General features: G+C 71.4%; 23 protein-coding genes. 12 read left to right on the top strand and 11 right to left on the bottom strand.

Annotation, left to right across the window (positions count from 1 at the left end):
* Nucleotides 1-8: 8 nt before the first annotated feature.
* Genes ODJ79_RS17470 through ODJ79_RS17460 form a run of 3 tightly spaced genes read right to left on the bottom strand, consistent with a single transcriptional unit; the run spans nt 9 to nt 4,291 of the window.
* Complete coding sequence (locus ODJ79_RS17470; RefSeq protein ID WP_263024530.1) at nt 9-1,472, bottom strand: ATP-binding protein; 1,464 nt, start codon at nt 1,470-1,472, stop codon at nt 9-11.
* Nucleotides 1,472-3,130, bottom strand: a complete 1,659-nt coding sequence (locus ODJ79_RS17465) for an FAD-dependent oxidoreductase (RefSeq protein WP_263024529.1) — start codon at nt 3,128-3,130, stop codon at nt 1,472-1,474. The genes ODJ79_RS17470 and ODJ79_RS17465 overlap by 1 nt, the downstream gene beginning before the upstream one ends.
* 3 nt (nt 3,131-3,133) lie before the next feature.
* Complete coding sequence (locus ODJ79_RS17460) at nt 3,134-4,291, bottom strand: NAD(+)/NADH kinase (protein ID WP_263024528.1); 1,158 nt, start codon at nt 4,289-4,291, stop codon at nt 3,134-3,136.
* A 215-nt stretch (nt 4,292-4,506) separates the two neighbouring features.
* Between ODJ79_RS17460 and ODJ79_RS17455 the strand changes: the two genes are divergently transcribed.
* The 3 genes from ODJ79_RS17455 (at nt 4,507) to ODJ79_RS17445 (ending at nt 8,109) form a co-directional block, all read left to right on the top strand.
* Entirely contained in the window at nt 4,507-6,000 is a 1,494-nt protein-coding gene (locus ODJ79_RS17455; RefSeq protein WP_263024527.1) for a ricin-type beta-trefoil lectin domain protein, read from the top strand.
* Between the two features lie 116 nt (nt 6,001-6,116).
* Nucleotides 6,117-7,718 carry a beta-1,3-glucanase family protein gene (locus tag ODJ79_RS17450; protein WP_263024526.1) on the top strand — a complete coding sequence of 534 codons (1,602 nt, stop codon included), beginning with the start codon at nt 6,117-6,119 and terminating at the stop codon, nt 7,716-7,718.
* 109 nt (nt 7,719-7,827) lie between these two features.
* Nucleotides 7,828-8,109 carry a hypothetical protein gene (locus ODJ79_RS17445; RefSeq protein ID WP_263024525.1) on the top strand — a complete coding sequence of 94 codons (282 nt, stop codon included), beginning with the start codon at nt 7,828-7,830 and terminating at the stop codon, nt 8,107-8,109.
* A gap of 67 nt (nt 8,110-8,176) precedes the next feature.
* Here ODJ79_RS17445 and ODJ79_RS17440 read toward each other — a convergent pair whose 3' ends face one another.
* Nucleotides 8,177-8,746 carry a TetR/AcrR family transcriptional regulator gene (locus tag ODJ79_RS17440; protein ID WP_263024524.1) on the bottom strand — a complete coding sequence of 190 codons (570 nt, stop codon included), beginning with the start codon at nt 8,744-8,746 and terminating at the stop codon, nt 8,177-8,179.
* 56 nt (nt 8,747-8,802) lie between these two features.
* Between ODJ79_RS17440 and ODJ79_RS17435 the strand changes: the two genes are divergently transcribed.
* From ODJ79_RS17435 to ODJ79_RS17425, 3 genes are all read left to right on the top strand, one after another.
* Nucleotides 8,803-10,179: an MFS transporter gene (locus ODJ79_RS17435; RefSeq protein WP_263024523.1), complete on the top strand. Its 1,377-nt coding sequence runs from the start codon at nt 8,803-8,805 to the stop codon at nt 10,177-10,179.
* Nucleotides 10,180-10,245: 66 nt separating this feature from the next.
* Nucleotides 10,246-11,385, top strand: coding sequence for a hypothetical protein (locus ODJ79_RS17430; RefSeq protein WP_263024522.1), 1,140 nt, complete (start codon nt 10,246-10,248; stop codon nt 11,383-11,385).
* A gap of 19 nt (nt 11,386-11,404) precedes the next feature.
* Nucleotides 11,405-12,334, top strand: a complete 930-nt coding sequence (locus ODJ79_RS17425) for a phosphotransferase family protein (RefSeq protein WP_263024521.1) — start codon at nt 11,405-11,407, stop codon at nt 12,332-12,334.
* Between the two features lie 28 nt (nt 12,335-12,362).
* Here ODJ79_RS17425 and ODJ79_RS17420 read toward each other — a convergent pair whose 3' ends face one another.
* The 3 genes from ODJ79_RS17420 to ODJ79_RS17410 all read right to left on the bottom strand — a co-directional run bounded on the left by ODJ79_RS17420 (nt 12,363) and on the right by ODJ79_RS17410 (nt 14,810).
* The gene (locus ODJ79_RS17420; RefSeq protein WP_263024520.1) at nt 12,363-12,986 is read right to left on the bottom strand and encodes a vitamin K epoxide reductase family protein; all 624 of its coding nucleotides are present in this window, start codon (nt 12,984-12,986) and stop codon (nt 12,363-12,365) included.
* Nucleotides 12,986-13,744 (bottom strand): DsbA family protein, encoded by a 759-nt coding sequence (locus ODJ79_RS17415; protein ID WP_263024519.1) that lies wholly within the window; start codon nt 13,742-13,744, stop codon nt 12,986-12,988. Before ODJ79_RS17415 ends, ODJ79_RS17420 begins: the two co-directional genes overlap by 1 nt.
* 94 nt (nt 13,745-13,838) lie before the next feature.
* Nucleotides 13,839-14,810 (bottom strand): methyltransferase domain-containing protein, encoded by a 972-nt coding sequence (locus ODJ79_RS17410; protein ID WP_263024518.1) that lies wholly within the window; start codon nt 14,808-14,810, stop codon nt 13,839-13,841.
* Between the two features lie 101 nt (nt 14,811-14,911).
* Between ODJ79_RS17410 and ODJ79_RS17405 the strand changes: the two genes are divergently transcribed.
* The 5 genes from ODJ79_RS17405 to ODJ79_RS17385 all read left to right on the top strand — a co-directional run bounded on the left by ODJ79_RS17405 (nt 14,912) and on the right by ODJ79_RS17385 (nt 18,622).
* Nucleotides 14,912-15,310: a molybdopterin-binding protein gene (locus ODJ79_RS17405; protein WP_263024517.1), complete on the top strand. Its 399-nt coding sequence runs from the start codon at nt 14,912-14,914 to the stop codon at nt 15,308-15,310.
* A complete protein-coding gene (gene modA, locus ODJ79_RS17400; RefSeq protein WP_263024516.1) occupies nt 15,307-16,104 on the top strand; it encodes a molybdate ABC transporter substrate-binding protein in 798 nt (265 codons plus the stop codon). The genes ODJ79_RS17405 and modA overlap by 4 nt, the downstream gene beginning before the upstream one ends.
* Nucleotides 16,101-16,889 (top strand): ABC transporter permease, encoded by a 789-nt coding sequence (locus tag ODJ79_RS17395; protein WP_263024634.1) that lies wholly within the window; start codon nt 16,101-16,103, stop codon nt 16,887-16,889. The genes modA and ODJ79_RS17395 overlap by 4 nt, the downstream gene beginning before the upstream one ends.
* An 84-nt stretch (nt 16,890-16,973) precedes the next feature.
* On the top strand, nt 16,974-18,008 hold the full coding sequence (locus ODJ79_RS17390) for an ABC transporter ATP-binding protein (protein ID WP_263024515.1): 1,035 nt from the start codon (nt 16,974-16,976) through the stop codon (nt 18,006-18,008).
* 17 nt (nt 18,009-18,025) lie between these two features.
* Nucleotides 18,026-18,622, top strand: coding sequence for a DUF1684 domain-containing protein (locus tag ODJ79_RS17385; RefSeq protein ID WP_263024514.1), 597 nt, complete (start codon nt 18,026-18,028; stop codon nt 18,620-18,622).
* Here the strand turns inward: ODJ79_RS17385 and ODJ79_RS17380 are convergent.
* Nucleotides 18,609-19,286 (bottom strand): TetR/AcrR family transcriptional regulator, encoded by a 678-nt coding sequence (locus ODJ79_RS17380; RefSeq protein ID WP_263024513.1) that lies wholly within the window; start codon nt 19,284-19,286, stop codon nt 18,609-18,611. The two genes, ODJ79_RS17385 and ODJ79_RS17380, sit on opposite strands and share 14 nt — an antisense overlap.
* Nucleotides 19,287-19,360: 74 nt before the next feature.
* Here ODJ79_RS17380 and ODJ79_RS17375 point away from each other — a divergent pair, with 74 nt between their 5' ends.
* Complete coding sequence (locus tag ODJ79_RS17375; protein WP_263024512.1) at nt 19,361-19,804, top strand: nitroreductase/quinone reductase family protein; 444 nt, start codon at nt 19,361-19,363, stop codon at nt 19,802-19,804.
* Nucleotides 19,805-20,078: 274 nt separating this feature from the next.
* Here the strand turns inward: ODJ79_RS17375 and ODJ79_RS17370 are convergent, their stop codons facing one another.
* The 3 genes from ODJ79_RS17370 to ODJ79_RS17360 form a co-directional block, all read right to left on the bottom strand.
* The gene (locus tag ODJ79_RS17370) at nt 20,079-20,903 is read right to left on the bottom strand and encodes an adenosylcobinamide amidohydrolase (protein ID WP_263024511.1); all 825 of its coding nucleotides are present in this window, start codon (nt 20,901-20,903) and stop codon (nt 20,079-20,081) included.
* Nucleotides 20,904-20,912: 9 nt separating this feature from the next.
* Nucleotides 20,913-22,202 (bottom strand): MFS transporter, encoded by a 1,290-nt coding sequence (locus ODJ79_RS17365; protein WP_263024510.1) that lies wholly within the window; start codon nt 22,200-22,202, stop codon nt 20,913-20,915.
* Nucleotides 22,203-22,292: 90 nt separating this feature from the next.
* On the bottom strand, nt 22,293-22,928 hold the full coding sequence (locus ODJ79_RS17360; protein ID WP_263024509.1) for a GNAT family N-acetyltransferase: 636 nt from the start codon (nt 22,926-22,928) through the stop codon (nt 22,293-22,295).
* Nucleotides 22,929-23,402 lie beyond the last annotated feature (474 nt).

Raw genomic sequence — 23,402 nt, 5'->3', positions numbered from 1 at the left:
ACGGGTGATCAGGTCGACGCCGGCTCGGCCAGCGGCAGCCGCACCTTGAACTTCGTATCGCCCGGCTTCGAGTCGAGCACGATGTCGCCGCCGTGGCCGTTGACCACGATCCGGTACGAGATGTCCAGGCCGAGGCCGGTGCCCTGGCCGACCGGCTTGGTGGTGAAGAACGGCTCGAAGACCCGCTTCTTGATCTCGTCGGGCACGCCCGGGCCGGTGTCGCCGACCGAGACGATCACGTTGTCGCCCTCCCGATACGTCTTGATCGTCAGGGTGCCCACGCCGTTCATCGCCTGGACCGCGTTGTCGATCAGGTTGGTCCACACCTGGTTGAGCTCGGCCGGGTGGGCCGGGATCTGCGGCAGCGTCCGGTCGAAGTCCTTGACCACCTTGATCCCGCTGCCGATCTTGTGGGTGAGCATGACCAGGGTGCTCTTGAGGCCGCTGTGCACGTCGATCCACTGATGCGCGGCCCGATCCATCTGTGAGTACTGCTTGGCGGCGTTGACCAGCGTCGACACCCGGCTCGTGGCGTCCTCGATGTCGGTCATCAGCTGCTCGGTCTCCAGCGCGTAGCCGAGCCAGTGGATCGCCTGGTCGAGCAGGTCGGGCGCGCCGACCCGGGTCTCGATCTCGTTGAGGCAGTCGGTGTCGAGGCCGCCCTGGGCGAAGACGGCCGCGAGGTCCCAGCCGCCGGTGATGGTGCGCTCCTCCATCCACTCGCCGAGCTCGTCCTCCAGGTCGGAGGTCTGCATGGCGGTGAGCGTGGGCGCCTTGGCGGCCCGCTCGATCACGTCCTCCTGCAGCTCGACGAGCGCCTCGAGCCGGTCGGTCGGCACCTTGCCGGAGGCGAGCATGCCGAGCTTGTGCCGCATGCCGGCGACCCGCTGGCGCAGCGAGCCGGCGGCTCTGGAGGCGGCCGCGGCCGGGTTGTTCAGCTCGTGCATGAGCCCGGCGGAGAGCGCGCCGAGGGCGGTCAGCCGCTGCCGTTCGCTGATCGCCGCGGCCGTGTTGCGCATGCCCAGGGTCAGGCCCTCGAGCAGGTGGATCGCCATCGGGAACCACTCGCGCATCATGTGGCTGAAGTCGGCGGCCGACAGCACGAAGAAGTCGCTGTCGTCCAGCGCCCGCATCGATGCCATGTACTTGCGGGGTACGCCGTCGTCGCGCAGGTACGACTGGGTCGCGCCCATGTAGACGCCGCGCTGCTCGGTGCGGCTCGTCTCGACCTCGTCCTGCCCGACCTTGCGGCTGAGCGCGATGGTGCCGCTGAGCAGCACGAAGAACTGGTCGGCGGGGTCACCCTCGCGGATCACCACGCCGCCGGCCGGCATGTGCATGGTGCAGCCGTGCGCGGCGATCCAGCCGAGCTGCTCGTCGGTCAGCTTCTCGAACAGGAAGAGCGTGCGCAGCTCGTCCGGGGTGAGGACGCCCGGCGCGCACGGGACCAGGGTGGGAGCGTCATCGGCCATTACTGCGCCTCCAGGTAACGATGGACCAGCGTGACGGCCATCGCGCCCTCGCCGACCGCCGAGGCCACCCGTTTGACCGAGTTGGCCCGGACGTCGCCGGCGGCGAAGATGCCGGGAACACTGCACTCCAGATAGAACGGATCGCGGTCGCGATCCCATCCCTTCGGACGGGATCCGTTCGCCAGCAGATCGGGGCCGGTGAAGACGAAGCCCTTGTCGTCGCGGGCGACGGTCGTGCCCAGCCAGTCGGTACGCGGCTCGGCGCCGATGAAGATGAACAGCGCGCCGCACTCGACCGTGGTCTCCAGCGTGCCCTTGCTCTCACAGATGGTGATGGCCTGCAGGTGGCCCTCGCCGTGCGCGCTGAGCACCTCGCAGTTGGTGCGCACCTCGACATTCTCGGTCTGGTTGATCTGCTGGATCAGGTAGTACGACATCGACGACTCGAGCGAGTCGCCGCGGACCAGCAGGGTGACCTTCTTGGCGTACCGGGAGAAGAACAGCGCCGCCTGGCCGGCCGAGTTGGCGCCGCCGACGATGAAGACATCGGCGCCCGCGCAGGCCGGCCCCTCGGTCGAGGCGGAGCCGTAGTACACGCCGGAGCCGGTGAGCCGGGCGATGCCGTCCGCCGACAGCGGCCGGTACGCGACGCCGGTGGCCAGCAGGATCGCGTGCGCCGAGATCTCGCCGCCGTCGGCGAAGGTCAGTGTCCGGGCCGAGCCGTCCAGCCGCAGGCCGGTCACCTCGCGGGTGTTGAGCACCTCGGCCTCGAACTTGCCGGCCTGCCGGCGGGCCCGGTCGGTCAGCTGGGTGCCGGAGATCCCGTCCGGGAAGCCGAGGTAGTTTTCGATCCGGGAGCTCTGTCCGGCCTGGCCGCCCATCGCCGAGCGCTCGACCAGCAGCGTCTTGAGCCCCTCGGAGGCGCCGTAGACGGCCGCGCCGAGCCCGGCCGGCCCGCCGCCCACGATGACCAGGTCGTAGAAGTCGCGTCCGGGCGTGGTGCTGAGCCCGGCCGCCTCGGCCACCTCGACGGTGCTGGGCTGCGACATCGCCCGTCCGTCGGCGGTGACCACCAGCGGCACCGCCTCGGGGCCCACCCCGGCCGCCTCCAGCAGGCGGCGGCCCTCCGGCTCGTCGGCGCCGAACCACCGGTACGGGACCAGGTTGCGGGCCAGGAAGTCGCGGATCTGATAGGACGGCTCGGACCAGCGGTGCCCGACCACCCGGATGTCCTCGAGCTCCCGGTCGCCGGTGGCCGCCCACGCGTCGAGCAGCGCGTCGATCACCGGGTAGAGCTTCTCCTCCGGCGGGTCCCACGGCTTGAGCAGGTAGTGGTCGACATCGACCACGTTGATCGCCTGGATCGCCGCGTCGGTGTCCGCGTACGCGGTCAGCAGCGCCCGGCGGGCGTTGGGGAACAGGTCCATCGCCTGCTCCAGGAACTCGATGCCGTTGATCTGCGGCATCCGGTAGTCGGCCAGCATGACGGCGACCCGGCCGCCGCGCAGCTTGAGCTCCCGCAACGCGTCCAGCGCCTCGGCGGCGGAGGAGGCACGCAGGATGCGGTACTCCTCGCCGTACTTCCGGCGCAGGTCGCGAGCGATCGCCCGGGAGACCGAGGGATCGTCGTCGACGGTCAGGATGGCGGGATGGCCCATGTGTCAAACCCCATCTGATAGCAGGTCGGAGTATTCCGGGTGGCGTTCGAGATAGCCGATGACGAAGGGACAGCTGGGTGTGACCGGGGTGGCGCGGGACCGGGCGTCGTCGAGGGCGGCCGCGGCGAGACGGCCGGCCAGGCCCTGACCGGAGAACGACTGCTCGATCTCGGTGTGCAGCAGCTCGACCCGGTCGCCGTGCCGGCGGTAGTGCAGGACCCCGGCCACCTCGCCGCCGAGCAGGATCTCGTAGCGCTGCCGCTCGAACGCGTCGACCACGACCGCGCTCTCCACCGAGTCGCGGACGCCGACCTGGGCGCTGCCCTCGACCCGCAGCTTGCGCCGGGCCCGCTCGTAGAAGGAGGTGTTGCCGAGGCGCACCACCTGGGCTGCGGTCGGCACCGGCTCGATCTCCAGCTTTTCGTCGGCGCCGACGTAGCCCTCGATGATGCCGTCCACCTCGACGGCGAGCCGGCCGCTGGTGGGCAGCACGTCCAGTTCGAGCCGCTCGTCGGCCGCGAGCACCAGCGAGCGGTTGAACGAGGAGTGCGCGGCGGCGGCGCTGACGATCAGCCCCTCGACGTTCGGCGAGACGATCGGGCCGCCGGCCGAGAACGAGTACGCCGTGGAACCGGTCGGGGTGGCCACGATGACCGCATCGGCCGCGTAGTTCACGAAGTTTTTGCCCTCGACCGCGATACCGACCGCGGCGAGGCCGTCGCCCGGCACGCGGACCAGGGCGATGTCGTTGAAGGCGGACACCTGTTTGCCGTCGGGCAGCACGGTGCGCACGGCGGTGCGGCTCTCCACGGTGAACCGGTGCTCGTCGATCGCGGAGAGCGCGTCGGGCAGGTCGGGCAGGTCGACCTCGGCGAGGAAGCCGAGCCGGCCGACGTTGACCCCGAGCACCGGCGTCTTGCGGCCCTCGACCAGCCGCATCGTGCGCAGCATGGTGCCGTCGCCGCCGAGGCTGACCAGCAGGCCGGCCCGCTCGACCATCTCCTCGGCGCCGACCGCCACGGCGTCGCAGTCGATCCGGTTGATCTCGTCGTGCAGGCCGAGGACGGTGACCTCACGCCGAATGGCCCAGGCGACGATCGCGTCGATCGCCGAGCCGCAGTCGCGCCGGGGGTGCAGCACCAGCCCGACGACCTTGATCATGCCCATTGCCCGTCCCGCTCCCGGCATCGAAAGAACCAGCCTCCCACGCGCGTCCGGGCAGCGGCGAGGGCACGCGATCCACGACACGTGGGTTCACTCGGGCAACTTTCTTAACAACTCCTTGACAGCGTTGTCACAAATAGACAGACTCCGATTTAGAGAGCGCTCTCCTTCCCAGCTCATCCCCGCTTTTCCGGTTCGGAAGGAACTCCCCCATGCGCCGAAGAATGCTCGTGCTCGCCGCCGCGGCCCTCATGGCGGCAACTCTGACCCCGCAGCCGGCCCAGGCCGCTCCGATCCATTTCGACCTGTCGCCCGGGATGCTCGCCGCGATGCGCCGCGACCTCAAGCTCGACGACGGTCAGATCGCCGCGCGGCTGCGTACCGAGGCGGCGGCACCGGTGATCGAGAAGCGGTTGCGCGCCCGGCTCGGCTCCGCCTTCGCGGGCGCCTGGATCCCCCCGGGGGCATCGAAACTCACGGTCGCGGTGACTTCCGCAAATGCCGAGGCTGCCGTACGAGCGGAAGGCGCGAACCCGGCACTGGTCCGGGTCGGCAGCGCCACGCTGGCCGGCACGCAGGCGACATTGGACCGCAACGCGTCGCACGCGGCCGCGGCCGGTGTCCGCGGCTGGTATGTCGACGTGCCCGGAAACCGGGTCGTGGTCCTCGCGAAGCCCGGCTCGGAACCCGCGGCCCGGCAGTTCGCGCCGGCCGGCGTGACCGTGCTCCCGCTGGCCGAGCAGCCGCGCACGATGTACGACATCCGCGGCGGCGACCAGTACGTGATCAACGGCAACACGCTCTGCTCGATCGGGTTCGCGGTGGCCGGCGGGTTCGTCAGCGCCGGGCACTGCGGCGGCGTCGGCAGCCCCACGCTCGGGTACAACAACGTCAGCCAGGGTACGTTCGCCGGCTCGTCGTTCCCGGGCAACGACTACTCCTGGATCCGCACCAACGGCAACTGGACCCCGCAACCCTGGGTGAACAACTACGCCGGCGGGAACGTGCTGGTGGCCGGCTCGGCCGACGCCGCGATCGGCAGCTCGATCTGCCGCTCCGGGCGCACCTCCGGCTGGCGCTGCGGCACCCTGCTCGGCCGGAACGAGACCGTGGTGTACGCCCAGGGCGCCGTCTCCGGCCTGTCCCGCAGCAACGCCTGCGCCGAGCCGGGCGACTCGGGCGGCTCCTGGATCTCCGGCAACCAGGCGCAGGGCGTCACCTCCGGCGGCACCGGCAACTGCACCTCCGGCGGCACGATGTGGTTCCAGCCGGTGAACGAGATCCTCGGCGCCTACGGTCTGTCGCTGACCACCAGCGGCGGCAGCACCAGCTCGCTGATCAGCGACTGGAACGGGTTGTGCATCGACGTGCCCAACTCCAACTTCGCCGACGGCGTACCGCTGCAGACGTGGCAGTGCAACGGGACCGGCGCGCAGAAGTGGACGTTTGTGAACGGCACCCTGCAGACGTCCAACAACATGTGCATGGACGTCGCGTGGGGCTCGACCGCCAACGGCGCGGTCATCCAGATCGCCACCTGCAGCGGCAACCCGGCCCAGCAGTTCGTCCTGTCGGCGGCCGGTGACCTGGTGAATCCACAGGCCAACAAGTGCGTCGACATCAAGGACTGGAACGGCAACTGGGGTGCCGCCCTGCAGACGTGGGACTGCGCCGGCACCGCCAACCAGAAGTGGCACCGCGGGTAACCGGCACCCGATGAACGGGCAGAAGGACCTTAAACCAATGTTAAAGACCTGTTGACGACTCGTCGCAAATTCGCAGGATGGCCCGGTCCCCATCCATCCCTCGGAGGCAAGCGACGATGCGAAAACGAACTCTCCTCTTCACCGTCGTCACCGCGGTGGCGGCCGCGGCGACGGCGTGGATCGCCCTGCCGGCCTCGGCGGCGGCACCGACCGCAGCACTGCGCACGGTGTCCGACTGGGGCAGCGGCTGGCAGGACGAGGTGACCGTCAGCAACACCGGTGCGGCCGCCATGTCCTCGTGGAAGGTGGAGTTCGACCTGCCTTCGGGCGCGTCGATCGGCAGCTTCTGGGACGCGCAGATGACGATGTCCGGGCAACACGTCACCTTCGCGAACCAGGGGTGGAACGGGTCGGTGGCCGTCGGAGCCACGACGACCTTCGGGTTCGTCGGCTCCGGCGGCCAGCCGGCCAACTGCAAAATCAACTCGGTGCCGTGCAGTGGGGTGGTCACCACTCCGACCACAGTCACCACCACGCCCACCACCGCGGCGCCGACCAAGACGACACCCACTACCGCACCCACTACCGCGGCGCCCACGCCGACCGCCACGAAAACTGACATTCCCCCCGCTTCCAACGTCCTGCCGGTCACGGTGAGCAACAAGACCGCGCGGAACGAGACCGTTTACCTGTACGTGCTGGGTACGAACCTGGCCACCGGCAAGCTCGGCTACGTGAACGCGGCCGGCGCCTTCACGGCCTGGACCGGGGGCGCGGCCGTGCCGGTGCCGGCGCCGGACGTGTCCATCCCGCTGACCGGGACCAGCACCACCATCAAGATCCCGCGGGGTCTCTCCGGCCGGCTCTACATGTCGTTCGGCAAGAAGCTGGACTTCCGGCTCACCACCGACGGGCTGGTGCAGCCGGCGCCGTGGGCCGGCGGCGACCCGAACCACGACATCCTCTTCGACTGGAGCGAGTTCACCCTCGACGCCGGCGGCCTCTTCCTGAACAGCTCGCAGGTCGACATGTTCGCGGTGCCGCACATCGTCAGCGTCACCGGCGGCAGCGGCACGGTCAGCTCGACCGGCGAGCTCAAGGCCGGCGGCCGGCAGCGGGTGATCGACACGATCAAGGCGTCGCCGGACTTCGCGAAGAGCGTGGTCACCCGCTCCGACGGAACCGTGCTGCGGGTGCTGGCGCCGGGCAAGGCCGCCGACGCCGGGCTGATGAGTCCGACCTTCCTCGACTCGTACATCGCCGCCGCGTGGAACGCATACGCGAGCCGGACGCTCACGGTCGTGCCGTTCAGCGATCAGCCGAACACCAAGTTCCTGGGCCGGACCAGTGGAAACGTCATGAGCTTCACCGACTCGACCGGCAAGGTGGTCGCGTCCTTCACCAGGCCGTCCACGGCCAACGTGTGGGGCTGCGACGGCGCGCTCGGCGCCCCGAACGACCAGGTGGTCGGCCCGATCGCTCGGACGCTGTGCGCGGCGTTGCAGCGCGGGACGCTCGGCAAGCTGGACACCCAGCCGAGCGGCACGGCCGCCGACTTCTACCAGGGCAGCCCGGCCAACCTGTACGCGAAGGCCATCCACGCCAACATGATCGACGGCAAGGCGTACGCGTTCGCCTTCGACGACGTGCTCCACCAGGAGTCTCTGGTGCACGACGGCGACCCGCGCCAGGCGTCCATCACGATGACGCCGTTCTGACCGTTTTTCCGGGGGGAGATTCGGCCCGGGCGGTAGCGATACCGCCCGGGCCGGAGTAATGATTGCAGTGTGCAATGAATCGGGCGGAGGAGGAGGAGGAGGAGGAATCATGAGCGTGACACGTCCCGACATTCCCTGCATCGACGAGACCTGCACCGCGGACAACGTGCACGAACGCGCCGAGCAGATCGCCGTGCCGACGGTCGACTGGATCAGCATGCCGATCGTCGCGGTCCTCGACGGCCTCATGCACATCGACCCGGACGAGGCCGAGCCACCGGTCGCCGAACCCACGGCCGCGCAGCGCGCGGCCGCGGCCAACAGGCACGCCTACTATGCGGAGGCCCTCCGCGGCGCCGCCTCCCCGGTGAACGCCGACCCGAAGCGCTGAGCCCGGGCGCTCGATCCGCCGGCCGCCCGCGCGACCGGCGATGATCCCTCCTACCCCGTCACCCCCGTCACGCAGGCGGGCGGTCGCCCAGGAGCAGGGCGGCCGTCGCCTTGGCGGCCCGCGCCGGGTGCGCGTCGGCCCGGGTGACCGCGTGCGCCAACACCCCGTCGACCAGCACCAGCAACTGGTCCGCGGCAAAGCCCGGATCGGGATGGCCCAGCGCGACCAGCTCGGCGGCGAACAGCTCGTGCAGCCGCTCCTTGTACTGCCGGATCTCGGCGTGCGCGGGATGCCGGTCGTCCGGCAGCGACAACTCGGCCGCGGTGAACCGGCAGCCGCGGAACTCCGGCCGCGACACCACCCGGTCCAACTCGTCGAAGACGGCCAGCAGCCGCTCCCGCGGATCGTCGCCGGCCGCGTCCATCGTCTCGCGGTACCGGTGATCGTTCCGGGTCTCGTGCAGCATCGCGGCGATCAGCCCGTCCTTGCCGCCGAAGTGCTGGTAGAGCGAGCGGCGGGCGACGTCGGCGCGCTGCAGGATCGCGTCGACGCCCACGTTCACCCCGTGGGCGTAGGTCACCTCGCGGGCGGCCTCGAGCAGTCGCTCGCGGGGGCCGGGCCGGGTCGTCTGGGACATGCCCCCATCCTGACAGAGGGTTGACAGTAGATCAATCGTTCTATCTAATCGGCCACATGAGTAGACCGAACGTTCTATCCACTTCGCCGGTCGTCCCCGCCGTCTCGCCCCTGCTCCTGCCGACCGTGCTGACCGGCGTCTTCATCACGATCCTCGACTTCTTCATCGTCAACGTGGCCATCCCGACCATCCACGCCGACCTGCGAGCCGGGCCGGCCGCGATCGAGTGGATCGTCGCGGGCTATGGCCTCGCGTACGGCTGCGGCCTGGTCCTCGGCGGTCGCCTCGGCGACGTGTTCGGCCGCCGTCGCGTCTATGCCACCGGCCTCGCCCTGTTCACCGCCGCCTCGCTCGCCTGCGGCCTGGCCGGCAGCCCGGGTGCGCTGATCACCGCCCGGATCGCGCAGGGCCTGGCCGCCGCGCTGCTCGCCCCGCAGGTGCTCGCGGTGATCCGCACCGCCTACGCCGGCGCGCGACAGGCCGCAGCGATCGGCCGGTACGCGCTGACGGCGGGCATCGCGGCCGTCCTCGGCCAGCTGGTCGGCGGCGTCCTGATCGAGGCGACCGGCGACTGGCGCGCCTGCTTCCTGATCAACGTCCCGGTCGGGATCGCCGCGTTCGCGCTCACCCTGCGGCACGTCCCGGAGAGCCGGGCCAGCGCCGGTGTCCGGCTCGACCTCGGCGGGGCCGGACTGATCACGCTCGGGCTGGCCGCCCTGCTGCTCCCGCTGATCGAGGGCCGCGAGCGGGGATGGCCGGCCTGGACCTGGGTTTCGCTGGGCGCGGCGGTCGCGCTGCTGCTCGCGTACGCCCGCAGGTCGCACCCGCACCCGTTGATCGCCCCGGCCGTCTTCCGCGAGCGGGCGGTCACCGTCGGACTCGTCGCGCAGCTCACCTTCACGATGACCATGGCCGCGTACTTCCTGATCTTCGCACTCTGGGCGCAGCAGGGCCGCGGGCTGGACGCGCTCGAGGCCGGCCTGCTGTTCACCCCGATCGGCGTCGGATACGTGGCCGCCTCGCTGCGGGCGCCCTGGTTCACCGCCCGGTTCGGCCGGCAGACGATCGCGCTCGGCGGCCTGACCCGGGCGGCCGCGCTGCTCCTGCTGCTGGCCCTGGTCGCGGCCGGGGCACCGCTCGGTGCGCTCGCCCCGGTGCTGGCGGTGGACGGCTTCGGGATGGGCCTGGCCTTCGCGCCGATCGTGGGAACCGTGCTGGCCCGGGTCGCCCCGCAGCACGCCGGCCAGGTCGCCGGGGTGCTCACCACGACCCAGCAGGTGGGCGGCGCGCTCGGCGTCGGCATCATCGGGGTGGTCTATTTCCAGGCGCTGGACAGCGGTCCGGCCCACGCCTTCGAACACGGACTGCTCTACCTGGTGCCGGTGTCGTTGTTGCTGGCCGCGGTCGTCCAGCTACTGCCCGGAAAGCGCTGACCGGAGATCGCCGAGATTGGATATAGTGCCGATCCTCCACCACCGCTACACCACGGGGACAGCACGATGGAAGAAATGGGGGCGCCGGCCGACCAGCCGGCGCAGTCTTCGGCCACCCACCAGCCCACGCCCACGCCGCCCGAGCCCACGGCCCCGGACGCCGCAACACCACCGGCCAGCGCAACGCCACCGGCCAGCGCGACGCCGCCGACGACCGCAACGCCGCCTGCCGCCGCAACGCCGCCCGCCGCCGCAACGCCGCCCGCCGCCGCAACGCCGCCGGTGGCCCCGGCCGTCGAGTCACCGCCCGTCGGCGGCGCGGAGGTTCCGGCCGATCACGTGCCATGGCAACGACCGGGCCCGGACGCCGTGCCGCCCGGTGCGATGCCCGCCGGTGCCTGGTCAACCCCCGGCTACCCGGCGCCGGGAGAGGTGCCGCAGCCGTATGGAACGCCGCCCTGGCCGAGCACGCCGGTATGGGACCAGACCCCTCCCCCGCCGCCGAAGTTTCCGCGCTGGGCGGTGGTGGTGGCGGCGGTCGTGGTCGTGCTCGCCCTGTGCGGGTTCGGCATCAACTACGCCGTCACCAGCGTGCGCGAGGCCGAGGACCGGTACAACGCCACCCGGCCCGCCACGCCGGCGCCGACGCGCGGCGCCGATCCGTCGGAGAGCGTCCCGCCGTCGCCGACCGGGCCGCGGGCGGCCACCTACCCGGTACGCGAGAACGACGACCTGGCCCGGGTCTGCGACGGCTGGTACTACCCGCAGTCGCCCAAGTTCACCGGCAAGGCGCCGCACCAGATCGCGGTCGGCGTCGTCGACTCGGTGATGTTGCCGAGCCGGCACATCCAGTCCGCGGTGACCGTGCCCGACCTGCGCGAGTCGGTCTGGCGGGCGTGGATGCCGGAGAACCCGGCCAAGACCCAGCTCGTCGCCTGCGTCGACCTCACCCGGTCCGGGTCCAAGCTCAAGAGCTGCAAGTACGACGACCCCAAGCCGGAGACCATCGCGATGAAGCAGGGCTTCTACCGCCTGCGGCTGTACGAGGCCGCGACCGGCCGGAAGCTGCTCGACCGAGCGGTCACCGGCGAGGATGAGGAGTGCCCGAGCGTCGTCTTCCTGGCCCAGGGCGAGAACCTGAACAGCGAGGTGGACGACCGTCAGCTCTACGAACTGCTCAAGGGGTTCGTGATGAAGAAGGGCTGACGCCACCTACAGTCGGCGTATGACGAGCAGCCCCACCCAGCCCTCGGTGTCCGAAGAGGACATCAAACGGATCGTCGCCGAAGGGCTCGGCGCCGGACTGGTGACGGCCGAGCCGCTGACCGGGGGCACGTTCGCCGTGGTCTGGCGGGCGGCCCTCGACGACGGCCGGTCGGTGGTGGTCAAGGTGGGTCCGCCGGCGTCGGCTCGCCTTCTCCGGTACGAGAAGGACGTGATCCCGGCCGAGGCGGAGTACTACACGACGGTCCGTGCGCAGACCCCGGACGTGCCGGTGCCCACGGTGCTCGCCGTCTCGGCCGACCCGCCGTGGATCATCGCCACGATGCTCGCCGGCACGCCGCTCGCGGAGAAGGACTCGCCCCGGGCCCGCGCGGAGTTGGGCGCCGCGCTGGCCAGGGTGCACACGATCACCGGACCGTTCTTCGGGTACACCGGCGACCGCCCGTCCGCGTCCGACTGGCCCACGGCGTTCGCGGCGATCATCGACGACATCCGGGCCGACGCCGCCGACTGGAACGTTCCGCTGCCTCCGCTCGAACCGGTGGTGGCGCGCTACCGCGACGTGCTGGCCACGGTGACCCGGCCGGCGCTGCTGCACTTCGACCTGTGGGACGGCAACGTTCTGGCCGGCCCGGACGGGTCGCTCACCGGTCTGGTCGACGGTGAGCGGTTCCTGTACGGCGACCCGCTGGTCGACTTCGTGTCGCCGGCGCTGGGCCGCCGGATCGAGGAGATGCCCGACCACCCGCTCCTGGCCGGGTACCGGGCCGGCCCGTTCGACGAGTCCGCCCGGATCCGGCTGGGGCTCTACCGCATCTTCCTGTACGCGATCATGATTGCCGAGGGCCCGAGCCGGGGCATCGCGATCGCCGACGGCCGGCACGACCACCTGACCGGCCTGCTCACCCGGGAGGTGGCCGACCTGCCCTGAGCGGATCAGCCGACCTGCCCTGAGCGGATCACCCGCCGAACAGGGCGGCGCCGTACTTGCTGACGATGATCAGGGCGAGGACGAGCAGCCAGATCGTGACGACCACGACGTCGTAGTCGGCGTCGATGAAGCGGGCCGCGGCCCGTTGCACCCCTGCGGGCAGGTACAGGTTGTCGTCCCGGATGTTGACGTGGGTGAGCGTGGCGAAGACCAGGGTGGTGGAGACCGTGATCACCAGGCACCACGGGCAGAGCGCCCCGATGTTGACGACCGCCTGGTAGAACAGCCAGTACGCGAAGATCACGCCGAGCGTGTAGACGAGTTGGGCGGCGAACATGAAGCCGCGCGGGAAGCGCACGCCGCAGAGTCCCGCCACCGCGATGGTGATCACGACGGGTTCGGCGATCAGGCCGAGAAACGCGTTCGGGAAGCCGAACAGCTGAGCCTGCCAGCTCTCCGCGACGGTGCCGCAGCTGATCACGGCGTTGATGTTGCAGGACAGCTCGAGGTTCGGGTTCTTGGCGAGGCGGATCGCGTCGACGGACAGGACGAACGAGGCGAGCAGGCTCAGACTCGCGGAGAACAGCATGGTGCCGAAGATCCACGCGTCGGCGTGGCGCAGCCGGCGGAACCAGGCCAGCGGGTTGGTCATTACTTGGCCGCGGCGGTGATGGCCTGGGTCAGCGGGCCGGCGGTGTACAGATCGCCCTGGAAGAGCTGACCGTTGATCTTGACGGTCGGGGTGCCCTGCAGCCCGGCGGCGAACGCCGCCTCGGTCCAGGTGCCGACCCACGGCTCGAAGGTGCCCTTGGTGAACGTGTCGATGACCGGCTGCGGCACCCCGGCCTGGCCGGCCAGCTGGGCGATCTTGTCGTCGGACAGGCCGTCGCTGCCCTCGGCGGGCTGGTTGGCGAAGAGCGCGCTGTTGAACGCGAGCAGTTTGTCCGGTGCCTTGTCGTAGACGGTCGCGGCGGCGTTGGCGGCGCGGCTGGAGTAGCGGGTCCCGTTCGACTGCGCGTCGAGGAAGTTCAGCGGGTGCAGGTACTGGCGGGTGGTGCCGTCGCCGATCAGCCGGGCGATCTCGGCGCCGTTGGCGCGCTCGAACCGGCCGCAGTACGGGCACATGTAGTCCGCGTACACCTCCAGCTTGACCGGCGCCGACGCCTGGCCGGTGACCAGCGCCCCGCCGTCGGCGCCCTGCGGCGGCACCACCGCCCCGGACGCCGCGGGCCGGGCCACCGAGTGGGTCTTGGTGGCCTTCACGATCATGATCGTGATCGCGACCAGCAGGACCAGGATGATCGTCGCGCCCACGATGAGCGGCCAGCCCGCCTTCCGGCCACTCTCCGCGGCGACGGCCGCCCGTCCCTTGCGCATCTCGCGGGACTGTTCGCGTACCTGCTTGCCCACCGCGCGCCCCCGCTCGCCGGACCGGACATTTCCTTCCAGACTAGGAGCGTGGGATAGGCCTGTCAGCGCGATCGCCGAACGGGGCCGGGCGGCCTCAGCAGCGGACGGCGAGGGCGAGGAAGTGATCCTCCGGGTCCTCGTAGCGCACCAGCCGCCAGCCCGTCGCGGCGAGCTGGGCGCCGAGATTGTCCTCGTTCAGCGGCTCGTCCGGGCGCAGCGTGTGGCCGTGCCGGGCGGCCAGCGCCGCCCGGCCCGAGGGGTGGAAGATCATCAGGCGGCCGCCGGGACGGGTCACCCGGGCCAGCTCCGTCAGGCCGGCCGCGGGGTTCGGCAGGTGGTGCACCAGGCCGGCGGCGAAGACCACACCCGCCACCGCGTCCGGGAGGGGCAGCCGGCGCGCGTCGGCCAGCACCAGGCCGGCGCAGCCGTGCCGGCCGGCGGCGCGGGCCGCGTCGAGCATCGCCGGGGTCAGGTCGAAGCCCAGCACCCGGCCGGCCGGGCCGACCGCGGCGGCCAGGGCCGGCAGCGCCCGGCCGGTGCCGCAGCCCACGTCGATGGCCAGATCGCCCAGGCTCGGCCCGGCGGTTTCCACGGCTCTCGCGTACGCGGGCAGGTCGTCGCCGAACTTCGCGTCCCAGCCGGCCGCCCGGACGCCGAAGAAGGCCCGGCTCTCGGTCAGATACCACCGCTCGGGGTCGGCCAGCCGCGGATGCACGTGGCGGATCACCGGCCACTCCGGATCGTAGTGGTCGATCACCACCTGGGCCCGGCGCTCGCCCTCGCCCCGGCGGCCGGGCGGGCCGCTGCGCAGGTAGACGATCACTCGGTCGGCGGCCGGCTCCAGCGCGTTGAGCGCCGAGTCGATCCGCCCGCCGGCCGGGCCGCTCAGCCCGAGCACCGCGTCGACCGTCCACGCTCGCGCCGAGGGCGGAAACGCGGCCGCGAGCCGGGCCGCGAACGCCGCGGCGGCCCCGTGATCCCCGCCGTCGACGATCACGGTGAGCGGGGCCCGCGGGGCGAGCACCTCGGCGAGAAAGGCGGTGACCTCGCGCATCCGTTCCGGCACGCCGTCCAGCATGCCGCCGCGGGAGTGAGCTGCGCAACGGTTGCGCATCTGCGGCCATTCGGGCCTGTATCCCCTCGCATGTGCGGCCCTATGGTGATCTCGTGACGACCTACCGCATCGGCGAGGCGGCCGAGTTGCTCGGCGTCAGCGTGGACACCGTGCGCCGCTGGGTCGACTCGGGCCGGCTGACCGCCGACCGGGACGACCATGGGCATCGCACGATCGCGGGCGTCGATCTGGCCGGGTTCGCCCGCTCGCTGGGCGACGACCCCGATCCGGGGGCACGCCGCTCGTCGGCTCGCAACCGGCTGCCCGGCATCATCACCGCGATCACCCGCGATGCGGTGATGGCCCAGGTCGACATCCAGGCCGGCCCGTTCCGGGTGGTCTCGCTGATGAGCCGCGAGGCGGTCGACGAGCTCGCGCTGGAGGTCGGTTCGACGGCGGTCGCCGTGATCAAGTCGACCACGGTGGTCGTGGAGCGAGGAGATGACAAGTGAAGAGAATATTGGCCGTGCTGGCGCTGACCGCCACGCTTGCCGCCTGCGGCGGCAACTCCCCTGACACGTCGTCCACCACATCCCCCGCGAGCGCCGGCCCCGCCGGGTTCGCGCCCGTCAAAGGCAACCTCACCGTCCTGGCCGCGGCGTCGCTGACCGAGAGCTTCAACCAGATCGGCAAGGACTTCGAGGCCGCCAACCCCGGCGTCAAGGTCACTTTCTCGTACGGGGGAAGCTCCGGCCTGGCTCAGCAGATCACCTCGGGCGCGCCCGCCGACGTGTTCGCCTCGGCCAGCCCGGCCACCATGAAGACGGTGACCGACGCCGGGGACGCGTCCGGTACCCCGGTCACGTTCGTGAAGAATCAGCTCGTGATCGCGGTGCCGAAGGGCAATCCGAAGGGGATCAAGGGGCTGACGGACCTCGAGAACCCGAAGATCAAGGTGGCGCTCTGCGCCAAGGAGGTGCCCTGCGGCGCGGCCGCACACAAGGCGATGGACGCGGCCGGCGTGAAGATCACCCCGGTGACCGAGGAGCAGGACGTCAAGGCGGCCCTGTCCAAGGTGAAGCTCGGCGAGGTGGACGCGGCGCTGGTCTACCGCACCGACGCCAAGGCGTCCTCGTCGGACATCGACGCCGTCGAGTTCCCCGAGTCGTCCGAGGCGATCAACGCGTATCCGATCGTGACGCTGAAGAGCTCCGGCAGCCCGGCGGCGGCCGCCGCGTTCGTCGCGTACGTGCAGACCGAGCCCGCGATGAAGGTGCTCACCGACGCAGGGTTCCAGAAGCCCTGAGCAAGCAGCGTACGAAGGTTCCGCCGGCCCTCGCGATCCCCGCGGTCGCGGGGCTGGCGTTCCTGGTCCTTCCCCTGTTCGGGCTGCTCTGGCGGGCGCCCTGGTCCACCCTGCCGTCCCGGCTGGCGGAGCCGGGCATCCTCGCCGCGCTCCGGCTGTCGCTGCTGACCGCCTCGCTGGCCACCGCGGTCAGTCTGGTCCTCGGGGTGCCGCTGGCCTGGGTGCTGGCCCGCGCCGAGTTCCCCGGCCGCCGCCTGGTGCGTGCGCTGGTGACCGTGCCGCTGGTGCTGCCGCCGGTGGTCGGCGGCGTGGCGCTGCTGCTGGTCTTCGGCCGGCGCGGCCTGGTCGGCAGCTGGCTCGACTCGACGTTCGGGATCAGCCTGCCGTTCACCACCGCCGGCGTGGTGGTGGCCGAGGCGTTCGTGGCGATGCCGTTCCTGGTGATCAGCGTGGAGGGGGCGCTGCGCGGGGCGGACGCCCGCTACGAGGAGGCCGCGGCGACGCTCGGCGCGGGCCGGTGGACGGCGTTCCGGCGGGTCACCCTGCCGTTGATCGCGCCGGGGGTCGCGGCCGGGGCGGTGCTCTGCTGGGCGCGGGCGCTCGGCGAGTTCGGCGCGACGATCACCTTCGCCGGTAACTTCCCCGGGCGTACCCAAACCATGCCTTTAGCAGTTTATTTGGCCCTCGAACAGGACCTCGACTCGGCCATCGTGCTCAGTCTCCTGCTGCTGGTCGTGTCGGTCGGCATCCTCGCGGCGCTGCGCGACAAATGGGTGGCGGCATGACCGCCTGCACCGAGCGGCACTGCCGCGAGTTGCCCGCCCAGGCCGAAGGCGAGGGCCAGAAGGCATGCCAAAGGAAGGCACAGCATGACGCTTGATGCTCGGCTCGTGGTGCGGCGCGCGGGGTTCACACTGGACATCGAGCTGGCGGTGGCGGCGGGCGAGGTGGTGGCGCTGCTCGGGCCGAACGGCGCGGGAAAAACCACGGCGCTGCGGGCGCTGGCCGGGCTCACCGGGCTGGACGACGGGCACGTCACGCTGGACGGCGCGCGCCTGGACGACGAACCGCCCGAGCGGCGCCGGATCGGCGTCGTGTTCCAGGACTACCTGCTGTTCCCGCACCTCAGCGCGCTGGACAACGTCGCCTTCGGACCGCGCTGCCGCCGGGTGCCGCGGCGGGCGGCACGGGCGGCCGCGCGGGACTGGCTGCTGCGGGTGGACCTGGCCGAGCACGTACGCAAGAAGCCTCGTCAGCTGTCCGGGGGCCAGGCGCAGCGGGTCGCCCTCGCCCGCGCCCTCGCCGCCGAGCCCAAGCTGCTGCTGCTGGACGAGCCGCTCGCCGCCCTCGACGCGCGCACCCGGCTGGAGACCCGGGCCCAGTTGCGCGGCCACCTCGCGTCGTTCCCGGGCGCGACGGTGCTGGTCACGCACGATCCGCTGGATGCGCTGATGCTCGCCGACCGGCTGGTCATCGTGGAGGACGGCGCGATCGTGCAGTCCGGCGACGCCGCCACGATCACCGCCCAGCCACGCACCGACTACGTGGCCCGGCTGGTCGGGCTCAACCTGTACCGCGGGCACGCCTCGGGCACCTCGGTGCGGCTGCCCGACGGGTTCACGCTGGTCACCGCCGAGCCGCTGGCGGGGGACGCGTTCGTCGCCTTCCCGCCGTCCGCGGTGTCGCTGTTCTCCGCCCGGCCCGAGGGCAGCCCCCGCAACACCTGGCCGGCCACGGTGACCGCCATGGCCCGGCACGGCGACGCGCTGCGGATCGAGCTGGCCGGGCCGATCCCGGTGGCGGCGGACGTCACGCCGGCGGCCGCGGTGCAGCTCGACCTCGCCCCCGGACGTGCGGTGTGGGCCACGGTGAAGGCCACGGAGACGGCCGCCTACCCGGCCTGACGGATAGGTTCACGGTCATGGAGACACTCTTCACGGTCCGGGAGGCACTCGAGCTGACCGACTATCGCGCCGCGGTGGCCCGGATGTACCTGGAGGCGACCGGTCTCGAAGACTTTCGCCGGCGGCGGGACGAGCTGTTCGCCACCCATCCGCAGTCGCCGATCCCGGCCGCTTCGTTCACCGGCCTCAGGTACTTCGAGCCGAACCCGGCGGCGATCGTCGAGGCGACCGTCCGGCCTTCGCCGGGTGAGATCGACATCGACACCGGCGGGCCGGACGGGATCGTGCACTACCGGCGGGCCGGGGTGCTGGAGACGCCGCTCGGCGAGCTGTCGCTCTGGTGGATTTCGGCGTACGGCGGCGGTTTGTTCCTGCCGGTGCGCGACGGCACCTGCGGGCACGACACCTACGGCGGCGGGCGCTACCTGACCGACACCGTGAAGGGCACCCACAGCCGCGGTCTCGAGGTGCTGCCGGGCGACCGGGTCCGGCTCGACTTCAACTACCTTTACAACCCCTCTTGCGCGTACGACGACGCGTGGCTCTGCCCCCTCGCCCCACCGGAGAACCGGGTGCCGGCCCGGATCGAGGCGGGCGAGCTCAGCTACCGCTGACCCGTCGCCGCTCCAGGCCCTCCAGCAGCAGATCGAGGGCGAAGGCGAACTCGCCGTCGTCGTCGCAGCCGCCCAGCGCGCCGTCGTGGGTGACGGCGGTGGCCAGTTCGACGATGTGCGGCATCGTTTCGGCCCAGGCGGCCATGGCCTCGGGCGGCGGGGCGGCATCCGGGTCATCGTCGAAGAGGTCCTGGCTGAAGCCGAGGATGCGGCTGCCGAGCAGGTGGATAGCGTGGTGGCCGAGGTCGACGCTACAGCCGCCGGCCCGCATGATGGCGAGCACCCGTTCCAGGTGCAGCAGCACGGCCGGGGTCGGCTGATCGCGGCCCTCCAGAACCCGGGCCGCCCAGGGGTGGCTCAGCATGGTCTGCCGCGCCGCCATGATCAGCCCTTTTAGCTGCTCATGCCATTTATAGTCTTTTATTTCTTCATAGGATATTTGTGCCACTACGGCATCGGCCATCGCCGCCAGCAGCGCGTCCTTGTCGCGTACGTGGTAGTAGATCGACATCGCGTCGACGCCCAGGTGCTGGGCCAGCCGGCGCATGCTCGTCGCGGCCAGCCCGTCCCGGTCGGCCAGCTCGATGGCCGCCGCGACGATCCCCTCCCGGCTCAGGCGCGTGCTCGCGCGGGTCGCGGAGGTGTCGGAAGCACGTCTTGGCACATCCCGGATCCTACTTGTTCCCCTACACCGTAGGGCTTACTCTACGGTGTAGGTCTACACTGTAGGAGGATCCGATGTCGCCCTACCTTCCGCCGAGATGGTTCGTCCGCAGCGCCTGGCGGACCCACAAGCTGGTGCTACGCGCCACCAACGACCGCGGGCTGCGCCCACCCGCCCCCGGCCGCTGCGGCATCCTGCGGCTCACCACGACCGGCCGGCGCTCGGGCGAGCCGCGCGCCGTCGTGCTCTGCTACATCGAGGACGGCGACCGCCTGGTCACCCTCGCCATGAACGGCTGGGACCCGGCCGACCCGGCCTGGTGGCTCAACCTGCGATCCCGCCCCGAGGCGACGGTCGACCTGGCCGGCGGCACGAGCCGCCCGGTGACCGCCGCCCAGGCGACCGGCGCCGAGCGCGACCGGCTGTGGACCGCCTTGCACGACTACTCGGGGTACGGCGATCTCGACGCCTTCGCCGAGCGGCGGGGCAGGGAGACGGCCGTCGTGCTGCTCAGCTAGCCTCGCCGGCGGCCGTCGTGCTGCTCAGCTGGCCTCGCCGGCCGTCGTGCTGCTCAGCTGGCCTCGCCGGCCGTCGTGCTGCTCAGCTGGCCTCGCCGGCCGTCGTGCTGCTCAGCTGGCCTCGCCGGCCATCGTGCTGCTCAACTGGAGTCGCCGGCCGTCGCTCTCAGCTAGCCTCGCCGGCCGTCGCTCTCAGCTAGCCTCGCCGGCCAGCCCGCTGAGGCTGTGTCCCAGCGCAGGCACGCTCGGTCCGCCGCAGTTACCAGACTCTGCGTCACCCGCCCGATCGCTCGGACCAGGATTGTGGGCCGGTCAGGTTGACCCGGCCGCCGGTCAGGACGGCGCGGTAGGCGGCCCGGGCCAGCGGCTCGCCCCAGCGGGAACGCGGGCCGCCATACTCGGCCGCGTCGCCGCCGGGCGGGCAAAGAATGCAGACGGCGTCCGTGGCGGTGCCGGTGGCGGAGAGGCCCAGGTCGCGGATCGCCTGGGTCTTCGCCTCGGTGACGGTGGCTACGGCGTTGACCAGGGCGGAGTCGCTTAGGCGCTGCGGTATCCAGGCCACCACGTTGACGGTGCCCGGCTTCGGCGGGGCCTCGACGGTGCCCGGCGTCATGCCCGGCGTCGCGGTGCCCGGCGTCGCGGTGCCCGGCGTCGCGGTGCCCGGCGTCGCGGTGCCTGGCGTCGCGGTGCCCGGCGTCGTGCCTGGCGCCGCGGTGCCCAGCGTCGGCAGGGTGGGGTCGTAGGCCTGGATCGGAGCGCCCAGGCCGACCGTTGCCCAGAGGCGGATGCCGGCGTCCGATTCGGGGACCACGTCGGCGACGTCCACGCCGGTGAGCAGGCCCACGCCGGGGCCGGTCAGGCCCAGGTCCCGGGCGAGCTCGTCCAGGTGTGCGGCGGGGTCGTTCCGGTCGTAGGACATCGGCACGCTGGCGTTGATCACCCACCGGCACTCCCCCAAGCCGCCGCCCACGACGGCCGACGAGATCGCCCGAACCGGCGCGGGGAGGCGCCAGACCAGCAGCGGAATGTCGTAGCCGCCCTCACGGCGGTGGGTCAGCGTCGGTTCCTCGGCGTTGCCGTCGGCGATGTCGGTAGGCACCGGACGACACTAGCCAGCGTTCGGCCTCCCCTCGGCGAACACGGCCAACGCGACCGCAGCAAGGGTCGCGCCGGCGATCAGGAAAGCCGCCGATGGGCCAAGATGGTCGATGACGAGGCCGGCGGTCGCGGCGCCGAGGGCGTTGCCGGCGTTGGAGGAGACGTTGACCCAGGTGCCGGCCTCGGTTTGCCGACCGGGCGGGGCAAGGTCGTCGGCGGCCAGGTAGGCAACCACGTAGAGCGGGGCGATCGCCAGGCCGGCAACGCCCATGATGAGACCCAGGGCCAGGAGGCTGGGTCCGGCCGAACCAGCCCAACCAGCCCAACCGGCCAAACCGGCCAAACCGGTCAAACCGGCCAAACCGGCCGAATCATCTGAACCAGCCCAATCAGCCGAACCAGTCAAGGCGGCCGAAGCGGCCGAAGCGGCCAGGAGGCCCGCGGCCAGCAGGACGAGGAGGCCCGCGAAGTGCTGAGATCTGCTGCGAGAATGGTGCCGGCAGGACCAGAGGAGGCCGCCGAGGACGCTGCCCGCGCCGACCGCGGCCTCGAGCAGTCCGGCCGCGCCGGGGCGGCCCTGGGACTGGGCGACGGCGGCCAACCCGGTGTAGGCGACGCTGGTGCCGGCGCCGACAACGAGCAGAACGGCCAGAACGCCGAGCAGGCCACGCGACCGCAGCGGTCCCGGGTCGAGAAGCCTCGTCCGGGTGACCGCATCGGACCTGCTGCCGGGAGCGGACAGCACCATGCCGATCGTGCCGGTGAGCAGCAGCGCGGCGGTGGCGAGCAGGCACCAGCGGGCGGGCGCCACGGCGATCAGCAGACCGGCCAGCAGGGGGCCGACCAGGTAGAGCGTCTCCTCGGCGATGGCGTCCAGTGCGTACGCCCGCTCCTTGAATGATGTGCCCGCGGTGAGAGACCGCCAGGCCGACCGCATGGCCGGACCCAGTGGCGGCGCGGCCAGGCCGGCCAGCGCGACGAACGGGACCGGCCACCGGGTCACGGCTGCGCCGACCAGCGCGAGTGAGCAGGTCAGGGCCAGCCACGGCAGCACCCGGCCGGGGCCGTGGGCGTCAGCCAGGCGAGCCTTGGCGGGTAGGAAAATCGACGCGAGGCCGAACAGGGCGAGGGACAGGCCGGCGGCAGCATACGAGCCGGTGGCCTGCTGGACGGTGAACAAGGTGGCGAGCGGGAGAAGACCGTACGCGAGCCGGCCGCCAAGCGCGGGCACGAACGTGCGCAGCGCATGCGGCAGCGATAGGACGGCACGATAACTCCCCGCCGCGACGGGGCGGGGCATGGCAAGGCTCCTGAGAATGCGCAGACGGACAGGGACTCGGCGGTCGAACGCGAGCCCTGCCTATGGGGGTGTCTGCGACATGCTGGGATGTTACCGCGATCCGCGAGATGCTTCCCCGGGCCAGTCGGGTGCCAAAACGGCCCAGATCTCGGTGTCGTGCCGGACGCCCTTCCACGGGTAGTTCTCCCGCAGCGTGGCCTCCAGCTTCAGGCCGAGCCGGCGGGCCACGTTCGAGCTGGCGGTGTTGTCGGTGCTGCAGTGCCATTCGACCCGATGCAGGCCACGCACCCGGAACGCCCAGTCGATCAGCTGCCGGCACGCGGCGGTGACCAGGCCACGACCGGTCGCGGCCGGTTCCAGCCAGCAGCCGACCTCGGCCACGCCCGAGTCGGCGTCGAAGGAGACGAACATGCAGCCGCCTACGAGGGTGTCCACCGGCGCCGCCGCCGGTGTGTCGGCCAGCGTCGCCGCCGGCGCGTCAGCAGGCGTTTCCGCCGGCGTTTCCGCCTGCCAGATGCCGTAGATCCGGCCGGCGTCTCGGGCCTGCAGGTCGGCGTAGCGCTGGAGGGTGGTGCGGGCGCTGTCCAGGTCGAAGCTGCGGGCCGCCCAGGGGATCCACGGGTCTACGGTGGCGCGGGCGCGGTTCATGTGGGTCAGGAACTCTTCCGCCTGCCAAGGCTCCAGCGGGCGGAGCGTGGCGCCGTCGCCGAGATCGATTCGGAACATCCGGGTAGCCTACTTTTCGGGTTGGGCGCTTTGCCCGGTCGCCGTCCGGTTGCGGTCTGTGCGGCCCGTCGCGGCAATCGGTGGTCAAGCTGCTCGCCATGGCCCGGTCCGCTGCATGCTCGCTGTGGGTGCCGCCGGTTGCGATAGACATTTCGATAATCAATTCCGGAGTTTCTCCATGATCTAATAGCGGCTGGCGAAGATTGGCATGATCGAACGAATGTTCGGGCTTACCGGTGCGTTCTTGGGGGTGCGATAATTTTGAGGTGCGACAGCTGGAGTTCTTCACCAAGGCGCAATTAGCCGGAATGCGCGACCGCACAAAGTCGCGCCGTTATTCTCCGGCGGCTGAGGAGTTCCGTCGAGAGCATGCCCGCCACCGCGACTGGGGTCTCGCGCAACGCCATGGCATGAAACTGTGGCGCCTGCGCCGCGAGCGTGCCGCCGCCGAGGCCACAGTCACCGAGACCACAG

The sequence above is a fragment of the Actinoplanes sp. KI2 genome (genome assembly GCF_025630775.1).
Taxonomy (GTDB): Bacteria; Actinomycetota; Actinomycetes; order Mycobacteriales; family Micromonosporaceae; genus Actinoplanes.
Note: the sequence above shows the minus strand (reverse complement) of the source record. Positions and strands in the feature narration are given on the sequence as shown.

Coding starts and splice junctions, on each gene's coding strand:
- ODJ79_RS17365 (WP_263024510.1), bottom strand. CDS start 22,202: ATGCCCCGCCCCGTCGCGGCGGGGAGTTATCGTGCCGTCCTATCGCTG.
- ODJ79_RS17455 (WP_263024527.1), top strand. CDS start 4,507: ATGCGCCGAAGAATGCTCGTGCTCGCCGCCGCGGCCCTCATGGCGGCA.
- ODJ79_RS17465 (WP_263024529.1), bottom strand. CDS start 3,130: ATGGGCCATCCCGCCATCCTGACCGTCGACGACGATCCCTCGGTCTCC.
- ODJ79_RS17425 (WP_263024521.1), top strand. CDS start 11,405: ATGACGAGCAGCCCCACCCAGCCCTCGGTGTCCGAAGAGGACATCAAA.
- ODJ79_RS17460 (WP_263024528.1), bottom strand. CDS start 4,291: ATGATCAAGGTCGTCGGGCTGGTGCTGCACCCCCGGCGCGACTGCGGC.
- ODJ79_RS17375 (WP_263024512.1), top strand. CDS start 19,361: ATGTCGCCCTACCTTCCGCCGAGATGGTTCGTCCGCAGCGCCTGGCGG.
- ODJ79_RS17360 (WP_263024509.1), bottom strand. CDS start 22,928: ATGTTCCGAATCGATCTCGGCGACGGCGCCACGCTCCGCCCGCTGGAG.
- ODJ79_RS17445 (WP_263024525.1), top strand. CDS start 7,828: ATGAGCGTGACACGTCCCGACATTCCCTGCATCGACGAGACCTGCACC.
- ODJ79_RS17430 (WP_263024522.1), top strand. CDS start 10,246: ATGGAAGAAATGGGGGCGCCGGCCGACCAGCCGGCGCAGTCTTCGGCC.
- ODJ79_RS17385 (WP_263024514.1), top strand. CDS start 18,026: ATGGAGACACTCTTCACGGTCCGGGAGGCACTCGAGCTGACCGACTAT.
- ODJ79_RS17470 (WP_263024530.1), bottom strand. CDS start 1,472: ATGGCCGATGACGCTCCCACCCTGGTCCCGTGCGCGCCGGGCGTCCTC.
- ODJ79_RS17435 (WP_263024523.1), top strand. CDS start 8,803: ATGAGTAGACCGAACGTTCTATCCACTTCGCCGGTCGTCCCCGCCGTC.
- ODJ79_RS17420 (WP_263024520.1), bottom strand. CDS start 12,986: ATGACCAACCCGCTGGCCTGGTTCCGCCGGCTGCGCCACGCCGACGCG.
- ODJ79_RS17390 (WP_263024515.1), top strand. CDS start 16,974: ATGACGCTTGATGCTCGGCTCGTGGTGCGGCGCGCGGGGTTCACACTG.
- ODJ79_RS17450 (WP_263024526.1), top strand. CDS start 6,117: ATGCGAAAACGAACTCTCCTCTTCACCGTCGTCACCGCGGTGGCGGCC.
- ODJ79_RS17440 (WP_263024524.1), bottom strand. CDS start 8,746: ATGTCCCAGACGACCCGGCCCGGCCCCCGCGAGCGACTGCTCGAGGCC.